Consider the following 24,149-nt stretch of genomic DNA (forward strand, 5'->3'; position numbering starts at 1 on the left):
AATACTGTTTACTTATTTTAAAAATTATTTAAAATATGTAAATTTTTTTTTTATAAATTTTAAAATACGTTCTATAATGACATTTATAACATCATTTAGTATTACATTTTTTTTAATTCCAATTTTTATTAATTATTTTTATAAAAAAAAAATTTCTCAAATAATTAGAAAAAATGGTCCAATTACACATTTTGCTAAAAAAAAAACCCCTACTATGGGAGGGATTATTATATTACTATCTATCTTTATTTCTGTAATTCTTTGGTCAGATTTATCTAATAAATATATTTTATATATATTATTTATAACATTTTTATATTCTATAATTGGTTTTATAGATGATTTTTATAAAATTATTTTAAAAAATTCAATAGGATTGACTGCATATAAAAAAATTTTTTTACAATCAATTGTTAATATTTTTTTTATATTATTTATATTAATAAATAATAAAAAAGAGTTATATATACAATTTATTATACCTTTTACACATAAAATTATTAAATATAATTTAAATATTATTTTATATATAATAATATATTATTTTATTATAATAATAATTAGTAATTCTGTAAATTTAACTGATGGGTTAGATGGTTTAGCAATTATGCCTATTATTTTTATTTCATTAGGTTTAACTTGCTTATCCTATTTTACAGGAAATGTATATTTTTCTAAATATTTTAATTTTGTTTATATAAAAAATTCTACAGAATTAATAATTATTTGTTTATCTATAGTTGGTTCTGGATTAGCATTTTTATGGTATAATGCATATCCTGCAAAAATTTTTATGGGAGATGTAGGTTCATTATCTTTAGGTTGCATGATCTCAATAATTGCAATTTTTATAAAACAAGAATTCTTATTTCTTATAATGTGTGGTATATTTATTATTGAATCAATTTCTGTTATTATTCAGTTAATAAAATTTAAATATACGAAAAAAAGATTTTTTTTAATGGCTCCTTTGCATCATCATTATGAATTACAAGGGATTTTAGAACCTTGTATTATTATTAGATTTTGGATTATTTCATTAATATTAATATTGTTTACTTTTATAATAATATAATATTTGACAACATACGAAAATGAATAAAAAAATACTTATTATAGGTTTAGGTATAACAGGTATATCTTGTTTAAGATTTTTATTAAAAAAAAAAATTATCCCAACTGTTATGGATGAACGTAATGATTCTTACTTACTAAAAAAAATACCTTTATATGTACCATATCATCTTGGTTCTTTAAATAAGAATTGGATACTTAATTCTCAATTAATTATTTTAAGTCCCGGTATATCAATATTTAATAATTTAATATTAAAAGCTCAAAAAAAAAATATTGAAATTATAGGAGATATGGAATTATTTGCTCGTTATAATACTACTCCTCTAATAGCTATAACAGGTACTAATGGTAAAAGCACTGTAACTAATATGATTACTAATATTATGAAAAAAAATAATTTTCAGGTTAGTATTGGAGGTAATACTGGATATCCAGTAATGGATCTTTTATCTTTTAAAAAAGATTTTTATATTTTAGAAATATCTAGTTTCCAATTAGAAACAGTTAAAAAATTAAATATATATATTGCTATAATTTTAAATATTTCACAAGATCACATGGATAGATATCCTTTAGGTATTGAACAGTACCGTAATTTTAAATTACGTATTTATAAAAATGCCGATATTTGCATATATAATGCTGATGATATATTATGTTATCCTAAAAAATTTTATAATGAGAAAAAATATATTACATTTGGTAAATTTTTAGGCACATATAATTTATTTTTTAGTAAAAAAAATATTTATTTAAAAATAAATAATAAAAAAATATTTAATTTTAATAAAACTAAATTAATTGGCATCCATAATTATTTAAATTTTTTAGCTGTATTAGCTGTCACAGATATATTAAAAATTTCTAAAAAAAATTTTTTTAAAGAAATTAATAATTATAAAAATATGGATCATATATTACAAATTATTCATAAAGAAAATGGAGTAACTTGGATTAATGATTCAAAATCAACTAATATTAGTAGTACAAAAGCTGCTTTAGAGTATTTACATAGAAAAAAAAGAATTTGGTTATTTTTAGGAGGTTATGACAAAAATTGTAACTTATCTTTATTAAAAAAATATTTACAAAAAAAAAATAATATAAAAATTCTTTGTTTTGGTAAATTAAGCGAAAAAATATTACCTATTTTCCCTCGAGCAATAATAGTAAAAACAATACATGAAGGAGTAAAAAAAATTATTAAATTAGTAAAATTTGGAGATATTGTATTATTATCTCCAGCATGTTCTAGTATTGATCAATTTAAAAATTTTAAACATCGTGGAAATGAATTTATTAAAATAGTAAAAAAAATACATAAATATACATATACTTCTGTAAAAAAATTTATAATTTAAATATTTTAAATATTAAATTTTAATAAAATGAAAAAAAAAATTCTTATAGTAGCTGGAGGTACTAGGGGACATATCAATCCAGCTTTAAATATAGCATATATTTTAAAAAATAAAGGTTGGGAAGTACGTTGGTTAGGAACAGATTCTAGGATGGAAGCACAAATTATTCCTAAAAAAAATATACATATTTATTTAATAAAATTTTATAGATTTAAAAACAAAAATATATTTTTTCAATCATTTTTACTATTATTAAATTAATAATATCAACTTATAAATCTATTTTAATTTATAAAAAATATAAACCACATATAATACTAACAATGGGTAGTTATATTTCAGGACCTAGTGGATTAGCAGCATGGTTATGTCGGATACCGTTAGTAATACATGAACAAAATAATGTTTCCGGTATGACAAATAAAATTTTATATAAAATAGCAACTAAAACTATGCAAGCATATCCTAATACATTTACTAATGCTATATTGGTAGGTAATCCCTTAGATTGTAATATTATTAAATTATCTTTATATAAAAAAAAATTTTTTGAAATTCACAAACCAATTCATTTATTAATTACAGGAGGAAGTCAAGGAGCACATATAATAAATAAAATAGGTGTAAATCTAGCTAAAATTTTAAAAAATAAAATATTTATTTTACATCAAGTAGGGAAAGGTAATTTTAAAAAAATATTTTGTAAATATAAAAAATATAATATTATTAGTAATATCATTATTAAAGAATATATACAAGATATTCATAAAGCATATGAATGGGCTGATATAATCATATGTAGGTCAGGAGCTATGACTGTTAGTGAGATTACTGCAATAGGGCTACCTGCTATTTTTATACCTTTTCAACATAAAGACAAACAACAATATTTTAATGCAATATATTTAAAAAATATAGGAATAGCTAAAATTTTTGAACAAAATAATATAAATTATAATAAAATTGCTAATTTAATATTAAATCTTAATAAAAATCAAATTATAAACATGATAAATAAAACTTGTAGTTTATCTATAATTAATTCTACAGAATTAATTTATGAAGAATTAAATAAAATAAAAATTAATTAATATTTAAATTCAAATATATAAAAAATATGTCTAGTATAATAAATTTTCAAAAAATACCAAAAATGAGAAATATTAATCATATATATTTAATTGGTATTGGTGGTTCTGGCATGGGAGGAATCGCAAAAATTTTAGTAAAACAGGGATTTAGAGTTAGTGGTTCAGATTTAATTTCTAATTTTATTACAAAAAATTTAATTTCATTAGGTATTAATATTTATTTCGAACATAAAATTAAAAATATTACAAATAATATAGATCTTATTGTTAAATCTAGTGCTATTAAAAATAATAATCCAGAATTAGTTATTGCAAAAAAATTAAATATTACTATAATTAGTAGAGTACAAATGTTAGTAGAATTGATGAAATTTTACTATGGAATTACCATTACAGGTACACATGGTAAAACTACAACTACAGCTATGATTTATGAAATATACAGATTATCTGGATTAGATCCTACATTTATAAATGGGGGGATCTTAAAATTTTCTAAAGAATATGCTTATTTAGGTTCTGGCAAATATTTTATTACAGAAGCAGATGAGAGTGATAAATCATTTTTATATTTAAAACCAACTATTAATATAATAACAAATATTGAAAATGAACATTTAGATTGTTATAAAAATAACATAGAGGTTTTAAAAAAAACATTTTTAAAATTTTTAAAAAAAATACCATTTTATGGTTGCATAATTATTTGTATAGATAATATTAATAATTATGATTTAATAAAAAAAAATAAATTTAATATTAAACAAAATATTATTACATATGGTTTTAATAAAAATGCTGATATACAATTATATAATTACAAACAAATTGGTTATAAAAGTCAATTTTATATATTAGAAAAAAAAACATATTTATCTTTTAAAATTAACTTAAGTATTCCTGGATATCATAATGCATTAAATGCAACAGCAGCATTTGCTACTGCAAAATTTAATAATTTAAATAATAAAATTATTTTAAAATCATTAAAAAATTTTCATGGAATTATACGAAGATTTGATATTTTAGGTACAATTTATCTTAAAAAAAAAATATCATGCCAATGTAATGTATTAATTATTAATGATTATGGACATCATCCAACTGAAATAAACGTAACTATAAATACAGCACGTAAAATATGGCCAAATAAAAAATTAATAATGGTTTTTCAACCTCATCGTTATTCAAGAACCAAAAATTTATTAGATGAATTTATTAAAGTATTATCTAAAGTTGATAAATTATTTTTATTAAAAGTTTATTCAGCAGGAGAAAATTTTATCAAAAATTCTGATAGTAAATTTTTATCTAAAAAGATAAATGAATTAGGTATTATTATTTCTCAATATATAAAATTAACAGATTATTATAGTATTACACATTATATTTTTTCTAAATTAGAAGGGAATGAAATATTAATTTTTCAAGGAGCTGGTGATATTAATAATTTATCATCATTTTTTATAAAAAATAAATTCTAAAACAAAAAATATTAAATTAATTAATAAGTTTTATTTTAAATATGTCTAATAAAATAGTTGTTTTATTTGGAGGTAGTTCTCTAGAAAGAGAAATATCTTTAAAATCTGGTAAATCAATTTTAAATACTTTAAAAAAATCAGGAATTAATGTTATTGGAATAGATCCTATTACTTTCCCATTATTATATTTAAAAAAATATGGATTTAAAAAAGCTTTTATAGCTTTACATGGCAAAGGAGGTGAAGATGGAACTGTGCAAGGAATATTAGAGTATTTAAATATTCCTTATACTGGAAGTGGGATATTATCTTCAGCAATAACTATAAATAAATTTTTAACAAAAATTATTTGGAAAGAGCATGGATTACCTATTATTTATCCATATTTTCTATTAAATAAAAAAGATTTTATTAAAAAAAATTATTTAACGATAGAAAAAAAAATTTTACAAATAACATTACCTGTTATTATCAAACCCAATTGTAATGGATCTAGTTTAGGTATTTTTAAAGTTAATCATATGGATAATTTATTTAATATACTAGAAAAATCATTCGTATATGATAATAATCTTTTAATTGAAAAATATGTAAAAGGAACAGAATATACAGTAGGAATATTAAATAATAAAATATTACCTCCTATTAAAATAGGATATTCAAATATTTTTTATGATTATCAATCTAAATATTATTTAAATACTACTAAATATTTTTGTCCTAGTGGTTTAAATAAAAATAAAGAAAAAGAGTTAGAAGATATAATTTTGAAAGCTTGGAAAGTTTTAAACTGTAGAGCATGGGGGAGAATTGATGTGATTTTAGATGAAAAAAAAAATTTTCGATTATTAGAAATAAATAGTATTCCAGGAATGACACCAAAAAGTTTATATCCTATAGCAGCACAAAAGGCAGGATTATCCTTTTATAATTTAATTATTAAAATTTTATCTTTAACTAAATAAAATTTTAATAATTTTATATAAAAAATTTTATATTTAATTATTTGCTATTTTAATAAATTTTTCTATTGTTAAACGTAATTTTGTTGAACTTTTTTTTGAAACATGAAGTAATAAGTTAGCACTAAATTTACTTAATATATTTTTTTTTAATTCTGTTTTTTTTTTTTTTAAATTTTTTTTTGAAAAAATAGGATTAATTTTAATATCTATTTTCTTTAAAGAAGGAATAACATATTTTTTTACGTAAAATAAAATATTTGATTTTTCAGATAATAATCTGAACATAGAACTAGCATTATTTGTTTCTATGATTAAAATATTATTTTTTACATTTTTAATATTATACCAATTATGTAATTTTATTGGTAAATATTTTTTGATAATTTTATTAATTTTTATTAGAATATTTGTATGTATATATATTTTATATAGTATTTTTGTATAAGATGAATAATATTTTTGTTGAAAAAATTTATTAATTAATAATAATTTATTATTACGCATATTTTTTTTATCCATTTAATTTTTAATAAAAAGAATTATAAATATTTTTTATATTTAATTAAAATACATAATAAATAATATTTATAATTATACAATCATATCTCTTATTAAGAGTATTTATATGTTAAAAAAAATTTTTACTAAAATTTTTGGTAGCAATAATGATAATATTTTAAAATGTGTTCAAAAAATAGTAAACACTATTAATAATATGGAAAAAGAATTTGAAAATTTAACTAATTTTGAATTACAAAATAAAACTATATTTTTTAAAAAAAAATTACAAAATAACTTTACTTTAAAAAATATTCTTCCAGAAGCTTTTGCGACAGTTAGAGAAGCTAGTAAAAGAATGTTTAATATGCGTCATTTTGATGTTCAATTAATTGGAGGTATTGTTTTAAATAATAATTGTATAGCAGAAATGAAAACTGGTGAAGGAAAAACATTAACATCTACATTACCAGCTTATTTAAATGCTTTAACTAATAAAGGAGTTCATATTGTTACTGTAAATGATTATTTAGCTCAACGTGATGCGCAAAATAATAGAATGCTATTCGAATTTTTAGGTTTAACTGTAGGTCTTAATATATCTAATATATCATTAAAAGAAAAAAAAAATGCATATAAAGCAGATATTACATATGGGACCAATAATGAATTTGGATTTGATTTTTTAAGAGATAACATGGTTTTTGATTATAATAATAAAGTACAACGTGGTTTAAATTTTGCTATTATAGATGAGGTTGATTCGATATTAATTGATGAAGCTCGTACACCTTTAATTATATCAGGACCTACTGAAGATAATTCAGAATTATATATTAAAATAAACCATATTATTCCTAGATTAATATATCAAAAACAAGAAGATTCTAATTTATATACAGGTAAAGGACATTTTTTTATAGATGAAAAATCTCGTCAAGTATATTTAACAGAAAAAGGTTTAATTTTTTTAGAAAAATTTTTAACAAAAAAAAAAATAATTAATATAGGTGAATCTTTATACTCTAATAATAATATAATTATTTTGCATCATATTATTTCTGCATTAAGAGCACATAAACTTTTTAAAAAAAATGTAGATTATATATTAAAAAATAATAAAGTTATAATAGTAGATGAACATACTGGAAGATTAATGGAAGGTAGAAGATGGTCAGAAGGATTACATCAAGCAATAGAAGCAAAAGAAAATGTTAAAATTAATAATGAAAATCAAACTCTTGCGTCTATTACATTTCAAAATTATTTTAGACTATATAAAAAATTATCAGGCATGACAGGTACTGCTAGTACAGAATCTTTTGAATTTAAAGAAATATATAAATTAGATACAATAATTATTCCAACTAATAAACCTATGATTAGAAAAGATCTTCCAGATTTAATTTATTTAACTAAAAAAGAAAAAATAAATGCAATTATTAATGATATAAAAGAAAAAAATTCAAAAGGTCAACCTGTATTGGTTGGTACTATTTCGATAAAAAAATCAGAATTGATATCTAAAAAATTAAAAAAAATAGGTATAAAACATAATATTTTAAATGCTAAATTTCATGTAAAAGAAGCAGAAATTATAGCACAAGCAGGTATAAAAAAAGCAGTAACAATTGCAACTAATATGGCTGGTAGAGGAACAGATATTGTTTTAGGTGGTAATCTTTTAATAGATAAAAAATTTAGTTTTAATAAAATTGAAAAATTGAAATTAGAATGGCAGATAAAACATAATGAAATTATAAAATTAGGAGGTTTATATGTAATAGGTACTGAACGTCATGAATCAAGAAGAATTGATAATCAATTAAGAGGTCGTGCTGGAAGACAAGGTGATCCTGGTATATCTAGATTTTATTTATCGATGGAAGATTCTTTAATGCGTATTTTTGCACCAAAAAATATGTTATTTTTGATGAATAAATTAGGGATGAATGCCAATGATTGTATTGAACATCCCTGGATTACTAAAGCTATATCTAATGCACAAAAAAAAGTAGAAAGTTATAATTTTGAAATACGTAAACAATTAATTGAATATGACGATATTATTAATGATCAACGTTTAATTATATATTTACAAAGAAATACATTATTAAAATCATTAAATTTTACTCAAATTATTAGAAATTTTAAAATTGATATATTTACAAATATAATAAATAATTATTTAAAATCTAATTCTTTTATTAAAGAAAAATTAAATTTTAAAAAATTAGAAATTTATTTTAAAAATATTTTTCATATTGAATTACCAATTAAAATTTGGATTGATGAATATCAAAAAAAAAATCAAAAAAAATTTAATAAAAATTCTATTATCAAAAAAATTATTGATTTTACAGAAAAAAAATATTTGAAAAAAATTTCTGTTTTAGAGAAAAAATATGTAAATATTTTTGAAAAAAATATTATTTTACAAAATTTAGATAATTTATGGAAAGAACATCTTTCAACTATAGAATGTTTAAAACAAGGAATCCATTTAAGAGGTTATGCTCAAAAAGATCCAAAACAAGAATATAAACGTGAATCTTTTTTTATGTTTAATAATATGTTATATAACTTTAAAAAAAAAGTACTTATTACTTTAAGTAAAATAGATAATAAAAAAATTCAAAAAATAATAAAACTACAATGTTTTTAAAAAAAAAATATAGTTTTAAATAAAAGTTTAAAACAAAATCATTTAATTATTATTAAATGATAAAACTAATATTTCTGTAAATAAAAAATAAATATTTAAATGATATAAATTTTTTTCAAAAAAAATAGGACGAAATGAAAAATGTTTTTGTTATTTAGGTAAAAAATATAAATTTTGTTATGGATTAATATTTAAATAATAACAACAGAGGGTATAAAAAATAAATTTATTTTTTATACCCTCTGTTGTTATTAGATTTTTATCTTATAAAAAAAATTTTTAATTTTTTCTAAAAATTTTTTTATTTTAGGAAAATTTTTATAATTAGAAAATTCATGAAAATTTTCATTTAATTGATATAAAATATCTTTTTGTTTTTTGTTTAAATTAGTTGGAGTTTCAATTATTATTTTACATAGTAAATCGCCAGGAATACTACTTCTTTTAGTTAATTTTATTCCTTTATTACGTATTCTAAACATTTTTCCTGTTTGAGTACCTTCAGGAATTTTTAATTTTACATAACCATTTAATGTAGGTATCTTTATATTTCCCCCTAATGTAGCTATTATAAAACTAATAGGTAATTCACAATATAAATTATTACCTTCTCTAATAAATAAATGATGTTTTTTAATTTTAATTTCTATATATAAATCTCCAGAAATTCCATTTGAACCTATCTCTCCTTCACCGTTTAATCTAATGCGATCTCCAGTATCAATTCCACTCGGTATCTTTACTGATAAAGTTTTATAAGATTCTAATTTACCTTTACTTTTACAATAAAAACAAGGATTTTTAATAAAATTACCTTGTCCATGACATTTAGGACAAGTTTGTTGTACAGTAAAAAAACCTTGACTCATTTGTATTTGTCCATGACCATTACATGTATAACATTTTTGTAATGAACCATGTTGTGCTCCTGTCCCATTACAATAATTACAATTTTTTAAAATAGGAATTTTAATTTCTTTTGTTATACCTGTAATTGCTTCTTCTAATGAAATTTCAATTAAATATTTTAAATCAGCACCTTTTTTAGGTCTTTGATTTGTTCTTGAATTACCAAATATATCTCCAAAAACATCTCCAAAAATATCACTAAAATCAGTTGTATTATTTATATTTTCTTGTTCAAAAGCAGCATGTCCATATTGATCATAAGCAGTTCTTTTTTTTGAATCACTTAAGACTTCATAAGCTTGTTTTATTTCTTTAAACTTATCTTCAGCATTTTTATTTCCGGGATTACGATCTGGGTGAAATTTTATAGCTAAACGTTTATATGCTTTTTTAATTTCACGATCTTCAGCATTTTTGCTAATACCTAAAATATCATAATAATCTTTTTTTGCCATAATAAATATACTGTCCTAATCCCATAATTTTATTAATACCGATTATTAATTGATAAACGGTATTAATAATATATTTAAATATATGTATTTACAAAATAATTAAATAATTATTTTTTTTTATCTTTTACTTCTTCAAATTCAGCATCTACAACTTCATTATTTTCATTTTCATTTTCAGATTTTACATTATTATTATTTTCTTTTTTAATATTATTATTATCTTGATTTATATTCATAATACTACTAGATAACTCAATTATTTTTTGTATTTTATTTTGTATGTCATCTTTATTTTCTGTTTTAAGAACTTTATTTAATTCATTAATAGCATTTTTTATTATTAACTTATCTTCTTTTTTAATTTGATTATCTAATTCCTTAAGTTTTTTTTCAGTACTATGTATAAGTTGATCACCTTCATTACGTATTTTAACTAATTCTTCAAAAATACGATCAGATTCACTATTAGCTTCTGCATCTCTTATCATTTTTTCAACTTCTTCTTTATTTAAACCTGATGATGCCTGTATAGTAATTTTTTGTTCTTTACCACTTTTTTTATCTTTTGCAGAAACATGAAGTATTCCATCTGCATCTATATCAAATGTTACTTCTATTTGAGGTATGCCTCTAGGAGCTGGACTAATTCCATCTAAATTAAATTGTCCTAATGATTTATTATCATTAGCTTTTTTACGTTCTCCTTGTAAAATATGAATAGTTACAGAAGACTGATTATCTTCTGCTGTTGAAAACACTTGACTATGTTTTGTAGGAATAGTTGTATTTTTATTAATTAATGGTGTCATTACACCACCCATAGTCTCTATACCTAAAGATAACGGAGTTACATCTAATAATAAAACATCTTTTACATCACCAGCTAATACTCCTCCTTGTACTGCGGCACCTATAGCTACTGCTTCATCAGGGTTAACATCTTTTCTTGGTTCTTTATTAAAAAATAATGTAACTTTACTTTGAACCATAGGCATACGAGTTTGTCCACCTACTAAAATTATATCATTAATATCTGAAACAGTTAAATTAGCATCTTTTAAAGCCATTTTAACTGGTTTTATTGATTGATCTACTAAATCTTCTACTAAAGATTCTAATTTAGCTCTTGTTAATTTTATATTTAAATGTTGTGGTCCTGAAGAATTTGCAGTAATATAAGGTAAATTTATATCAGTTTGTTGTGTTGAAGATAATTCAATTTTAGCTTTTTCAGCAGATTCTTTTAATCTTTGCATAGCTAATGGATCATTTTTTAAATCTATTCCTTGATCTTTTTTAAATTCAGTTACTAGGTAATTAATAATTCTACTATCAAAATCTTCTCCTCCTAAATGAGTATCTCCATTTGTTGATAATACTTCAAAAGTTTTTTCACCATCAACATCATCTATTTCAATAATAGAAATATCAAAAGTTCCTCCACCTAAATCATAAACTGCTATAATACGATTTCCTTTGCCTTTATCTAATCCATATGCTAATGCAGCAGCTGTAGGTTCATTAATAATTCTTTTTACTTCTAATCCTGCTATTTTACCTGCATCTTTTGTAGCTTGACGTTGAGCATCATTAAAATATGCAGGTACTGTAATAACAGCAGCATTTACTTTAATGCCTAAAAAATCTTCAGCAGTTTTTTTCATTTTTTTTAAAACTTCAGCAGAAATTTGTGGTGGTGCCATTTTTTTCCCTTCAATGTCAATCCAAGCATCACCATTATTAGATTCTACAATTTTATATGGCATTATTTTAATATCACGTTGTACCTCTTCATCATTAAATCTTCTTCCAATTAATCTTTTAATAGCAAAAAGAGTATTTTTAGGATTAGTAATCGCTTGACGTTTTGCTGGTTGTCCTACTAAAATTTCTCCATCTTTTGTATAAGCAATTACAGACGGAGTAGTTCTATCTCCTTCTGCATTTTCTAAAACTCTAGGTTTATTCCCATCTATAACTGCCACACAAGAATTAGTGGTGCCTAAGTCAATACCTATTATTTTACTCATATTAGAATCTCCTATACATTTATTTACCATTTATGGTATGAAATTTAATATACAAAAATATTTAATTTAATTTGTATAAATAAAAATCCCTAATGAAAAGGAAAATGGGGCCACATATTAATGCATCAAGGGGGGAATTTTATTTTTTTTAAAAAAATTTAAAATAATTTAAAAATTTTTAAATGTTTTTGTAATTATTAATTATAAATTATTTATAAAATATCACTAGATAATGTTATATAATAACATTATCTAATAAATATATATTTTTTATATAATATTATTTATTATACATCATAATTTAAATTAAAATCAATATTTAATTTAAATTATTAAAATACTCTATTATAGGAAATAAAAAATGGAATATATAACAGATAAAATTATTTTCCCAAATAAAATACTATTAGACAGTATAGTAATACCTATATATGAAACATATAAATTTTCTAAAATTACAAAAAAAATAAATCAAATATCTAATAATTATATATTAAATATTCTAAAAGAAAATAATATACAAGGTAAAATTAATCAAAGCATTATTTTATATAATATTCCTAATGTTTTATGTAAAAAAATTTTAATTATTGGTTGTGGTATTCAAAATAAACTTAATAGAAATAAAAATAAATTAATTGTATGTAATACTATCAATATTTTAAAAAAATCTTCTTTTAAAGAAATTAATTGGTATCTTACAGATTTAAAAATAAATAATCTTGATTTATATTGGAATATAAGAGATACAATAGATATAATTGAACATAATATTTATAAATATAACAGATTTAAAAAAAACAAAACTTATTTTAAAACAAAAATAAAATTTATTATTACTAATACTAATGACAATATTTATCATACTGCTATTAAACATTCTAAAGCTATTAATTTAGGTATAAAAAAAGCTAAAGATTTAGCTAACTTGCCTCCAAATATATGTACTCCTAAATATTTATCAAAAAAAGCAAAAAAATTAACAACAAAATATAAAAATATTTCCGTAAAAATTATTAATATAAAAAATATCAAAAAAATAGGTATGAATGCTTATTTAGCAGTAAGTAAAGGATCAAAAAATAAACCTTTTATATCAATAATAAAATATCAGAATAACAATAAATCACAACCTATAGTATTATTAGGCAAAGGAATTACTTTTGATTCAGGTGGTTTATCTTTAAAACCAAGTACTAATATGGGTGAAATGAAATATGATATGTGTGGTGCAGCAGCAGTATATGGTACTATACATACAATAGCTGAATTAAAATTACCTATAAATATTATAGCTATTTTAGCTGGATGTGAAAATATGCCAGATAGTAATGCATATAGGCCTGGTGATATTATAAAAACATTATCTGGTATTACTGTAGAAATTACAAATACAGATGCAGAGGGACGTTTAATTTTATGTGATATATTAACTTATATTGAAAAATATAATCCTAAATATGTAATTGATATAGCGACCCTAACAGGAGCATGTGTTATTGCATTAGGTAATAATATAAGTGGTTTAATGGCTAATAATAAAATATTATCTAATAAAATTATAAAAGCTTCATTAGAAACAGATGATCGTGTTTGGGAATTACCTATTGATGATATTAGTTATTTTAATCAATTAAAATCTAATTTTGCCGATTTAATTAATAGTAGTAGTGGTATTGCAGGAGCAATTACTGCAGCTTGTTTTTTATCTAAATTTACTAAAAAATATAATTGGGCTCATATAGATATAGCTGGTACAGCATGGTATTACATAAATAATAAAGCTATTGCTTCAGGAAGACCAATTAATATGTTAAGTCAATTTTTAATTAATCAAACACAAATATAATAATCATTAATATTAATTTTGACATAAATTTTATTTATATAGGATATTTTTTATTATGGGAAAAATATATAATCCAAAAATATTTGAACAAAAAATTTATAATTATTGGGAAAAAAATAATTTATTAAAAAATAATTTTGATAATTCTAAAGAATGTTTTTCTATTATGGTACCACCACCTAACATTACAGGTTATTTACATATAGGGCATGCATTACAATACACATTAATTGATATTTTAGTACGCTATCATAGAATGTTAGGGGAAAATATACTATGTCAAGTAGGAATAGATCATGCAGGTATTGCAACTCAAAATTTGATAGAACAAAAAATTTTCAATAAAACTGGAAAAACAAAAAATTGTTACAGTAAAAAATTTTTATTAAATAATATTTGGAAATGGAAAAATAAATATTGTAAAATCATTTATGATCAAATGAAACGTTTAGGTTTATCTACGGATTGGGAAAAAACAAGATTTACAATGGATAAAAAATTTATTAAATCTGTTAAAAATATTTTTATTATTCTTTATAATAATAATTTAATTTATAAAAAAAAAAGATTAATACATTGGGATTTAAAACTTAAAACTGTTATATCAGATCTAGAAATAAAACACAAAAAAATTAAAACAAATTTATGGTATATAAAATATTTATTTGCAGACAAAACTTTAACTTTAAATAAAAAAAATTATTTAATAGTAGCTACAACTAGACCTGAAACTTTATTAGCAGATATTGCTATAGCAGTTAATCCACTAGATAAAAGATATAATAGTTTAATTGGTAAATTTGTAATTGTTCCTATAATACATCGTCAAATACCTATTATTGCTGATAATTATGCGAAAATTACAAAAGGTACAGGATGTGTAAAAATTAGTCCTGCTCATGATTTTAATGATTATGAAATAGCAATTAAACATAATTTACCTTTAATTAATATTTTAGATTTAAATGGAAATATTTTAACAACTTACCAAATATTAAATAATAAAAAAAATATTATAAATTTTAATAACAATATTCCTAAAAATTTACAAAAAATAAATTTCATTAAAGCAAGAAAGATAGTAATAAATGAAATAATTCACAAAAATTTATTAGATAAATATGAAATAAAATATACATTAGTTCCTTTTAGTATTCGAAGTAATACTATTACTATTCCTATGTTAACTGATCAATGGTATTTAAAAACTAAAGTTTTATCTCAAGAAGCAATTAATGCAGTAAAAGATAAACAAATCATATTTTTTCCTGAAAAATATAAAAATATGTTTTATGCATGGATGAACAATATTCAAGATTGGTGTATATCTCGTCAATTATTGTGGGGACATAAAATACCAGCGTGGTATGATATAAAAAATAATATTTATGTAGGGAATAATGAAGAAGAAATTAGAAAAAAATATAATTTAGATAAAAATATTTCTTTAACACAAGATACTGATGTATTAGATACTTGGTTTTCTTCTAGTTTATGGACATTTATTACTTTAAATTGGCCTGATAATAAAAATTTTTTTTTCTTTCATCCTACCAATGTTATTATAAGTGGTTTTGATATTATATTTTTTTGGATATCTAGAATGATAATGATGACAATGTATTTTGTTAAAAATAAAAATAATATATCTCAAATCCCTTTTAAAAATATTTTTTTAACAGGCTTAATAAGAGATAATAAGGGTAATAAAATGTCAAAGTCTCAAGGTAATGTAATTAATCCTATGTATTTTATTGAGGGTAATTCTTATATAAAAAAAACAAAAAAATTTAAAAATAATTTACCTGTGGATAACAAAATTTATGGTGCAGATGCTTTAAGATTTACATTAGCTGCATTATCATCTACAGGTCGTGATATTTATTGGGATCTAACAAGATTAGAAGGTTATAGAAATTTTTGTAATAAAATTTGGAATGCAAGTATTTTTATCTTAAAAAATATAAAATATGAATTTATAAAAACAAAAAAAAATTTATCTATTATCGATAGATGGATTTGGTCTGAATATTATTTAGTTATTAAAAATTATACAAAAGCATTAAATGAATATCGTTTTGATAACGCAACTAATATTTTATATAGTTTTATATGGAATAAATTTTGTGATTGGTATTTAGAATATAGTAAAATAATTTTTCAAGAAAATGATCAATTAAAATGTATTAGTATACATTATACATTATATAATCTTTTTGAATCCTTATTAAGATTATCTCATCCAATAATTCCATTTATTACTGAAGTAATATGGCAAAAAATAATTCCAAATCAAAAAAATAAAAATAGTATTATGATTCAATCTTTTCCTAAATTGAATGATGTTTTTATAGAAAAAAAAATTATAAATATTTTTAATACATTTATCAATATAATTACTATTATCCGTAATTATAGAGCAGAGATGAATATTAAAAATAAAACAAGAATTAATTTATATATAAGAAACATAAATAATAAATTTCATACTTTTTTAAAACAATATATAAATATTTTTAAAAAATTTGTAAATCTTAATAAAATTTTTTTTCTAAAAAAAGATATTAATTTTCCTGATAAAACTTTTATTAATAATATTAATAATATTGAATTTGCTATTCAATTAAATAATAAAATTATTGATCAAAAAAAATTATTAGATAAAATAAATAAAAAAATAAATGATAATCAAAAAATAATTAATTTTTTAAATAAAAATATTAAAAATCAATCTTTTTTGTCTAAAGCACCAAAAATAATTATAAAAAAAAATTTACAAAAATTAAAAAAAAGTAAAATATTAAAAACAGAATTATTACAAAAATTTTTTTTAATTAAAAATTTATAATATTTTATAATTTTAAAAGAAAGGATTTATATTATGAATCAATTTTACAATAAACATTTTTTAAAATTATCAGATTTTTCTAAAAAAGATCTTTATGAATTAATTACAATTTCAAGAAAATTAAAATATAATAAAAAAAATTTTAAAGAAAAAAAATTATTAATTGATAAAAATATTATTCTTATATTTGAAAAGAATTCTACACGCACTAGATGTGCTTTTGAAATAGCTTGTTTTGATCAAGGAGCAAATATTACTTTTTTAAATATAAAAGATAGTCATATAGGTTATAAAGAATCATTAAAAGATTCTATTAGGATTCTAAGTAAAATGTATCATGGATTAGAATATAGAGGACAAAATCAAAAAAATATTGAAACACTAGCTAAATATTCAACAATTCCGATATGGAATGGATTAACAAATGAATTACATCCTATTCAAATATTATCAGATTTATTAACTATTAAAGAAAATTTAAAAAATAAAAACATAGATCAAATTAAATTATCTTATATAGGTGATATAAATAATAATATATCTTATAGTCTTATGGAAGCATCAATGATAATTGGTTTTACATTATATCTAATTTCTCCACAAAAACTTGAATTTAAGAATAATTTTTACATTAAAAATATAATAAAAAAAATTAAATATTGTAATAATATTCATATTACTGATAATATAAATATAGGTGTAAAAAATACTGATTTTATTTATACAGATATTTGGTTATCTATGAGTGAAAAAAACTCACTTACATTATGGGATAATAAAATAAAACTTTTATACAATTATCAAGTTAATAAATCAATTATAGAAAAAAGTGAAAATGATAATGTTAAAATTATGCATTGTTTACCTTCATTACATTTATATAATCATTATAGAAAATTATTTAATAAGAACATCATATCTAAATACAATTTATATAATGGGATAGAAATAACAAATGATGTTTTTGAATCTGATAAAAGTATTATTTTCCAACAAGCAGAAAATAAAATTCATATAATTAAAGCAATAATGATTACTTCTTTATTAAAAGAAAATATTAACATTTTAATTTAGGATTTTTAAAAAATTTAATATTTTATTTAAAATAAAATAATAAGATTATATAAAAAAATGATTTCTGCTAAAAAAATTTTATTTTCTATAGTAAATTGTATACAAAATATTATATATAGAAATATTTTTTTATTTTTAAATTAATATTTATTAATTTAATTTACTGGATTAATTCCTAAAAAAATTAATAAATAAAATTTTTAATTTTAGGAAATATTAAATTTTTTTAAGAAAAATTTTTATATTAAAAATATAATTAAAATAATAACTTTTTTGTAAAAAATTTAAATAATTTTAATTAAATAAGTTTAATTTATAAAAAATATTTTTAAAAAATTATAAAAATTATTCAACTAAAATTTTTTTTAAAATATCTAATTTACCTAAAATATAGAAATTAAAACTATTATGATGAAAATATGATTTATATTTTATAAGGTTTAATGAAAATGTTTTTATTTTTTAGATTAATGTGTATATTATTAATTATATTATTATTTCCAATAAAAAGATATTTAGATAAAAAAAAATCTTATCAAGATACTATTTTTTTTTATAATTGGACAGAATATGTTCCTCAAGAAATTTTAAATCAATTTACTAAAGAAACAGGTATTAAAATTATTTATTCTACATATGATTCTAATGAAAGTATGTTTACTAAATTGAAAATTTATAAAAAACAATCATATGATTTAGTTGTTCCTTCAACATATTTTGTAGATAAAATGAAAAATGAGGGTATGATACAAAAAATTGAAAAAAATAAAATACCTAATTTTAAAAATTTAGATCCTAAATTTTTAAATAAATCTTTTGATTATAATAATGAATATTCTATTCCATATATATGGGGAGCTACTGCTATAGGTATTAATACAAAAGTTATAGATTATAAACATATTAATAGTTGGAATGATTTATGGAATAAAAAATATTATAAATCTATTTCTTTAACAGATGATGCTAAAGAAGTATTTCAAATGTCATTAATAAGATTAAAATTACCAGTAAATACTACTAATACTAATTATATTAATAAAGCTTTTATAGAATTAAAAAAATTAATGCCAAATGTTATCTCTTTTAATTCTGGTAATCCTGGATATCCTTTTATTGAAGGATCTGTAAATATAGGAATGATTTGGAATGGATCTGCTTATGCTATTCAAAAATTAGGTATACCTTTAAAATTTATTTGGCCCAAAGAAGGTGGTATTTTTTGGATGGATAGTTTTGTAATTCCTAGTAATGCAAAAAATCCAAAAGGAGCTTTAAAACTAATTAATTTTTTATTGAGACCTGATATTGCTGTAAAAATATTAAAAAAAATAGGTTTCTCTACTCCAAATTTAGAAGCAAAAAAATTATTACCATTAGAAATAATTAATAATGAAACATTATATCCTAATGATAAAATCATTAATAATGGTATATGGCAAAATAATAATAATATTAATATAAATAAACAATATGAAACATATTTTCAAAAATTAAAAAATTTATAATACTAAATATAAAAAAATATTTTATATAAAATTATAAATTAATATATTTAGTTAAATTTTAATTTACAAATATATTTTATTAAATACAAAATTATGAATTTTCTTGACATATAAATAAAATATAATATATATTATTTACATATTTATTAATCCTCTGTAGTTCAGTTGGTAGAACGGCGGACTGTTAATCCGTATGTCACTGGTTCGAATCCAGTCAGGGGAGTAAATTGATATAGTTTTCACATCATAAAATATATTTTATTAAATAATTAAATTATATTTTTTATAAGGTATATATATGATAATGAAATTAAACCAAATTTTAAAAAAAAAAATTATAATAAAAGAACTTTTTTCCATACAAGATGTAGTTCGTTGGATAGCAAGTTGTTTTAGTATGGCTGATTTATGGTATGGGCATGGTGCTGATAATCCATGGGATGAAGCTATAAATTTAGTTTTACCTTTATTAGGATTGCCTCCATATATTTGGAATATAGTTTATAAATCTAAATTATCTATTAAAGAACGTAAAATTATTTTTGAATTGGTTATAAAACGTATAAAAAAGAAAATTCCTGTAGTTTATTTAACAAATAAAACTTGGTTTTGTGGACATGAGTTATATATTGATGATAGAGTATTAATACCTAGATCTCCTATTTCTGAATTAATTAATAACAAATTTAAATCTGTTATTTCTTCTTATAAAAATCCTAAATTTATATTAGATTTGTGTACTGGTAGTGGGTGTATTGCTATTGCATGTGCATATTTATTTCCTAACGCACATATAGATGCTGTAGATATTTCTTTAGATGCAATTAATGTGGTTGAATATAATATTCAATTACATGGATTAGAAAATCGTATTACTCCTATATGTAGTAATTTATTTGATAAATTACCTAAATATACTTATGATTTAATTATCAGTAATCCTCCATATGTAAATAAAAAAGATATAAATTTTTTACCAAAAGAATATTTATATGAACCTAAAATAGGATTTATTTCTAAAAACAATGGTATAGAAATTATTGAAAAAATAATATCTATGTCACCTTTCTTCTTAAGAAAGAAAGGTATTTTAATTTGTGAAGTTGGAGATAAAATGATAAAAATTATAGAAAAATATCCAGACATATATTTTCAATGGTTAAATATAAAAAATGGAGGAGTAGGTATATTTAAAATAGAAAATAAATAATATATATAAAATATAATAGAATATTACAGGAGTAAACTTTTATGTCAGGTAATAGTATTGGAAAATTATTTACAGTTACAACTTTTGGTGAATCACACGGTAAGGCTTTAGGATGTATAGTTGATGGTGTACCACCTAAAATTCCATTAACGATAATAGATATACAAAAAGATTTAGATAGACGCAAACCAGGAACATCTAAATATACTTCTTCACGTCAAGAATTAGATCAGATAAAAATTTTATCTGGTGTATTTAATGATTTAACAACTGGAACAAGTATTGGTTTACTAATAAATAATATGGATGTTAGATCTCAAGATTATCAAAAAATTAAAAATATTTTTCGTCCTGGACATGCAGATTATACTTATGAAAAAAAATATGGTATTCGTGATTATAGAGGTGGTGGACGTTCTTCAGCTAGAGAAACAACTATGCGTGTTGCAGCAGGTGCTATAGCTAAAAAATATTTATCCATAAAATATAATATAAAAATTAAAGGATATTTATCCCAAATGGGAGATATTATTTGTAATTTTGATAATTGGAAAGAAGTTAATAAAAATTCTTTTTTTTGTCCAAATAAATATCAAGTTAAATTATTAAAAAATAAAATTAATTATTTAAAAAAACGTGGTGATTCTGTAGGTGCTAAAATTACTATTGTTATAAATAATGTACCAGTAGGATTAGGAGAGCCTGTATTTGACAAGTTAGATGCTGATTTAGCTTATGCATTAATGAGTATTAATGCAGTAAAAGGTGTTGAAATAGGGGATGGATTTAATTGTATAAATAAATTAGGAAGTAATTATAGAGATGAAATTAGAAATTATGGATTTAAAAGTAATAACTCAGGAGGAATTTTAGGAGGTATTAGTACAGGACAAAATATTATTGTTAATTTTGCAGTAAAACCTACTTCTAGTATTTTAACACCATGTAAAACTATTAATTCATTAGGGAAAGAAACATATTGTATTACACAAGGAAGACATGATCCTTGTGTAGGAATTAGAGTTGTTCCAATAGGAGAAGCAATGGTAGCAATAATTTTAATGGATCATTTATTACGTTATCGTGCACAATGTGCTGATATTATTAGTTATCCATCATGAGTATTAATAATTATAATTCATCTATATGATGAGATAAATAATTAACTATATCAATAGGATTAGGATTTATACTTTTTTTACCTTCTTCCCATTGTGCCGGACATACATTACCATATTTTTCATTATGATTTAAAGCATCAATCATACGAATTATTTCATTTATATTTCTACCAAATGGTAGATCATTTACTAATTGATGTCTAATTATTTTTTTTTTATCTATTAGAAATACTGCCCTTAATGCTATTCCTAATTCAGGATGTTCAATGCCATAAGATTTTTGAATATTTTTTTTAATATCAGAAATCATTATAAATTTAATATGTCCTATACCTCCTTTATTAATAGGGGTATTACGCCAAGCATAATGAACGAATTGTGAATCACATGATATTCCTAAAATTTTGACATTTCTTTTATTAAAAGAATTTAAATGTTTATTTAATGATATAATTTCTGTAGGACAAACAAATGTAAAATCTAAAGGCCAAAAAAATAATACAGTAATTGTATTATTTGAATAATCATATAAATTAAAATTATCAATAATAGATCCATCTTCTAAAACTGCAGATGCATTAAAATCCGGCGCTTTTTTAGTAACTAAAATCATATTTACCTCAAATTATTATTTTTTTTATAAAGAATTAGTTTTTATATATATAAAATATATAATTTTTATTTTATTTATAAAATTAATATATAAAAAAAATAATTTATTACTAATTAAATTATTTTATTATAAATAAAAAAAAATATTTTTGTAAAAAAATATTAATATCTTGTGAAAATTTTTTATTATAAAATAATAATTATAATTAATAATTTTTTATATATATTTTATATGTTATTATTAAAAATTTTAAAAAAATATATATATTTATATATTATATAATTATTATTATAATAATTTTTATAATTAATTATTTTAACTTAAAAATATTTTTTATTTTCTTTTTTTTATAAATTATATAATATAAATTATTATTATTTAATATTTAAATTTAAATGTTATTAAAATAATTAATATTTATATCAATAAATAATATTAATTTATAAAATAAATTAATATTATATTTTTTATAAAAATAAATTTTAAATTTATAAATTCATTCTTAAATAAATAAAAAAGTATTTATAAATAAAATTCATATTTTATATGATACAAGTTATACTATGAAATTTTTTAGTTTCCCATGTAAAAATAGTTAATTTATTTCCCCAACAACATCCAGTATCTAAACCTATAATATTTTTAGGAGTATATCCTCCACCTTGTAAATCAGACCAATGACCAAAAAAAATTGTATATTTTTTATATAAAACATTAGGAATATCAAACCATGGTTTTAATATAATTGAATTAATATCATTAGGAGCTTTTTTAGTTAACATTTCTAATGTACCATCTGGATAACAATATCTCATTTTTGTAAATGCATTAATAATAAAACTAAAACGTTGAAATCCAATTAATTTATTTTTTTTCCAATCATTTATTTGATATTTTTCATTATTTATATAATCAAAAAAAATTTTATTGTCTTTACTAGAAATTATATTTTTTGCTTCATTAGAAGCAGATAATATAGTATTGATATTTTTCCATTGAGGTGTAATACCCGCATGTGACATTAAAATTTTTTTATTTTTATCATATTGTACTAAAGGTTGATATTTTAACCAAGAATCTATAATAAACTTTATTTTTGTATCTTTTAATAAATTTAAAATTATTGGGTCATTAATATTACTACTCATTGAACCCAAAGATAATGATATTAAATATAAATCATGATTTCCTAAAACTAACTTTACAGATTTTCTAATAGAATATAAGTAATACAAAACTTTTTTAGAATCAGGTCCTCTAGAGATAAGATCACCTGTAATCCACAATTGATCATTTTTATTATTAAAATAAATTTTTTTTAATAAGGAAATAAATTCATTATAATAACCATGAATATCTCCAATAAAATAAGTAGTCATAATTTTTATAGA

Annotated in this window: 16 protein-coding genes, 1 tRNA gene and 2 pseudogenes; 14 read left to right on the forward strand and 5 right to left on the reverse strand. The window is 20.1% G+C overall.

The annotated features are described in order from the left end of the window. The first annotated feature begins 4 nt into the window (after nt 1–4). The 6 genes and pseudogenes from mraY to GJT95_RS00710 all read left to right on the forward strand — a co-directional run bounded on the left by mraY (nt 5) and on the right by GJT95_RS00710 (nt 5,978). Complete coding sequence (mraY, locus tag GJT95_RS00685; protein ID WP_169786140.1) at nt 5–1,075, forward strand: phospho-N-acetylmuramoyl-pentapeptide-transferase; 1,071 nt, start codon at nt 5–7, stop codon at nt 1,073–1,075. Nucleotides 1,076–1,094: 19 nt separating this feature from the next. After that, the gene (gene murD / locus GJT95_RS00690) at nt 1,095–2,438 is read left to right on the forward strand and encodes a UDP-N-acetylmuramoyl-L-alanine--D-glutamate ligase (RefSeq protein ID WP_169785878.1); all 1,344 of its coding nucleotides are present in this window, start codon (nt 1,095–1,097) and stop codon (nt 2,436–2,438) included. Nucleotides 2,439–2,465: 27 nt separating this feature from the next. Continuing rightward, nucleotides 2,466–2,833 (forward strand): annotated as a pseudogene (locus GJT95_RS02290) (UDP-N-acetylglucosamine--N-acetylmuramyl-(pentapeptide) pyrophosphoryl-undecaprenol N-acetylglucosamine transferase); the annotation flags it as partial. 57 nt (nt 2,834–2,890) lie between these two features. After that, a complete protein-coding gene (locus tag GJT95_RS00700; protein ID WP_246225739.1) occupies nt 2,891–3,529 on the forward strand; it encodes a glycosyltransferase in 639 nt (212 codons plus the stop codon). A gap of 26 nt (nt 3,530–3,555) precedes the next feature. Then, on the forward strand, nt 3,556–5,013 hold the full coding sequence (murC, locus tag GJT95_RS00705) for a UDP-N-acetylmuramate--L-alanine ligase (protein ID WP_169785881.1): 1,458 nt from the start codon (nt 3,556–3,558) through the stop codon (nt 5,011–5,013). 41 nt (nt 5,014–5,054) lie between these two features. Continuing rightward, complete coding sequence (locus tag GJT95_RS00710; RefSeq protein WP_169785882.1) at nt 5,055–5,978, forward strand: D-alanine--D-alanine ligase; 924 nt, start codon at nt 5,055–5,057, stop codon at nt 5,976–5,978. A gap of 33 nt (nt 5,979–6,011) precedes the next feature. On the opposite strand, the gene GJT95_RS00715 is transcribed toward GJT95_RS00710, so the two are convergent. After that, a complete protein-coding gene (locus GJT95_RS00715; protein WP_169785883.1) occupies nt 6,012–6,482 on the reverse strand; it encodes a hypothetical protein in 471 nt (156 codons plus the stop codon). Nucleotides 6,483–6,603: 121 nt separating this feature from the next. Between GJT95_RS00715 and secA the strand changes: the two are divergent. Continuing rightward, a pseudogene (secA, locus tag GJT95_RS00720) lies at nt 6,604–9,132 on the forward strand (preprotein translocase subunit SecA); the annotation flags it as partial. Nucleotides 9,133–9,392: 260 nt separating this feature from the next. Here secA and dnaJ read toward each other — a convergent pair. Both dnaJ and dnaK read right to left on the reverse strand, forming a co-directional pair. Then, the gene (gene dnaJ, locus GJT95_RS00725; RefSeq protein ID WP_169785885.1) at nt 9,393–10,505 is read right to left on the reverse strand and encodes a molecular chaperone DnaJ; all 1,113 of its coding nucleotides are present in this window, start codon (nt 10,503–10,505) and stop codon (nt 9,393–9,395) included. A 107-nt stretch (nt 10,506–10,612) separates the two neighbouring features. After that, the gene (gene dnaK / locus GJT95_RS00730; protein ID WP_169785886.1) at nt 10,613–12,535 is read right to left on the reverse strand and encodes a molecular chaperone DnaK; all 1,923 of its coding nucleotides are present in this window, start codon (nt 12,533–12,535) and stop codon (nt 10,613–10,615) included. Between the two features lie 361 nt (nt 12,536–12,896). On the opposite strand from dnaK, the gene GJT95_RS00735 reads away from it, so the two are divergent. The 7 genes from GJT95_RS00735 to aroC all read left to right on the forward strand — a co-directional run bounded on the left by GJT95_RS00735 (nt 12,897) and on the right by aroC (nt 22,145). Continuing rightward, complete coding sequence (locus GJT95_RS00735) at nt 12,897–14,384, forward strand: leucyl aminopeptidase (protein ID WP_169785887.1); 1,488 nt, start codon at nt 12,897–12,899, stop codon at nt 14,382–14,384. A 55-nt stretch (nt 14,385–14,439) separates the two neighbouring features. Continuing rightward, the gene (locus tag GJT95_RS00740) at nt 14,440–17,232 is read left to right on the forward strand and encodes a valine--tRNA ligase (protein WP_169785888.1); all 2,793 of its coding nucleotides are present in this window, start codon (nt 14,440–14,442) and stop codon (nt 17,230–17,232) included. Nucleotides 17,233–17,265: 33 nt separating this feature from the next. Next, nucleotides 17,266–18,306: an ornithine carbamoyltransferase gene (argF, locus tag GJT95_RS00745; protein WP_169785889.1), complete on the forward strand. Its 1,041-nt coding sequence runs from the start codon at nt 17,266–17,268 to the stop codon at nt 18,304–18,306. A 443-nt stretch (nt 18,307–18,749) separates the two neighbouring features. Further along, nucleotides 18,750–19,814: an extracellular solute-binding protein gene (locus GJT95_RS00750; protein ID WP_169785890.1), complete on the forward strand. Its 1,065-nt coding sequence runs from the start codon at nt 18,750–18,752 to the stop codon at nt 19,812–19,814. Nucleotides 19,815–19,964: 150 nt separating this feature from the next. Beyond that, nucleotides 19,965–20,037 (forward strand) — tRNA-Asn (locus GJT95_RS00755). An 81-nt stretch (nt 20,038–20,118) separates the two neighbouring features. Continuing rightward, nucleotides 20,119–21,024: a 50S ribosomal protein L3 N(5)-glutamine methyltransferase gene (gene prmB / locus GJT95_RS00760; RefSeq protein ID WP_169785891.1), complete on the forward strand. Its 906-nt coding sequence runs from the start codon at nt 20,119–20,121 to the stop codon at nt 21,022–21,024. A 41-nt stretch (nt 21,025–21,065) separates the two neighbouring features. Beyond that, nucleotides 21,066–22,145 carry a chorismate synthase gene (gene aroC / locus GJT95_RS00765; RefSeq protein WP_169785892.1) on the forward strand — a complete coding sequence of 360 codons (1,080 nt, stop codon included), beginning with the start codon at nt 21,066–21,068 and terminating at the stop codon, nt 22,143–22,145. A gap of 10 nt (nt 22,146–22,155) precedes the next feature. Here aroC and GJT95_RS00770 read toward each other — a convergent pair whose 3' ends face one another. Beyond that, on the reverse strand, nt 22,156–22,758 hold the full coding sequence (locus tag GJT95_RS00770; protein WP_169785893.1) for a peroxiredoxin: 603 nt from the start codon (nt 22,756–22,758) through the stop codon (nt 22,156–22,158). Between the two features lie 542 nt (nt 22,759–23,300). Further along, nucleotides 23,301–24,137: a symmetrical bis(5'-nucleosyl)-tetraphosphatase gene (locus GJT95_RS00775; protein ID WP_169785894.1), complete on the reverse strand. Its 837-nt coding sequence runs from the start codon at nt 24,135–24,137 to the stop codon at nt 23,301–23,303. Nucleotides 24,138–24,149: the final 12 nt, after the last annotated feature.

The organism is Enterobacteriaceae endosymbiont of Donacia crassipes (assembly GCF_012569785.1).
Lineage (GTDB): Bacteria > Pseudomonadota > Gammaproteobacteria > Enterobacterales > Enterobacteriaceae.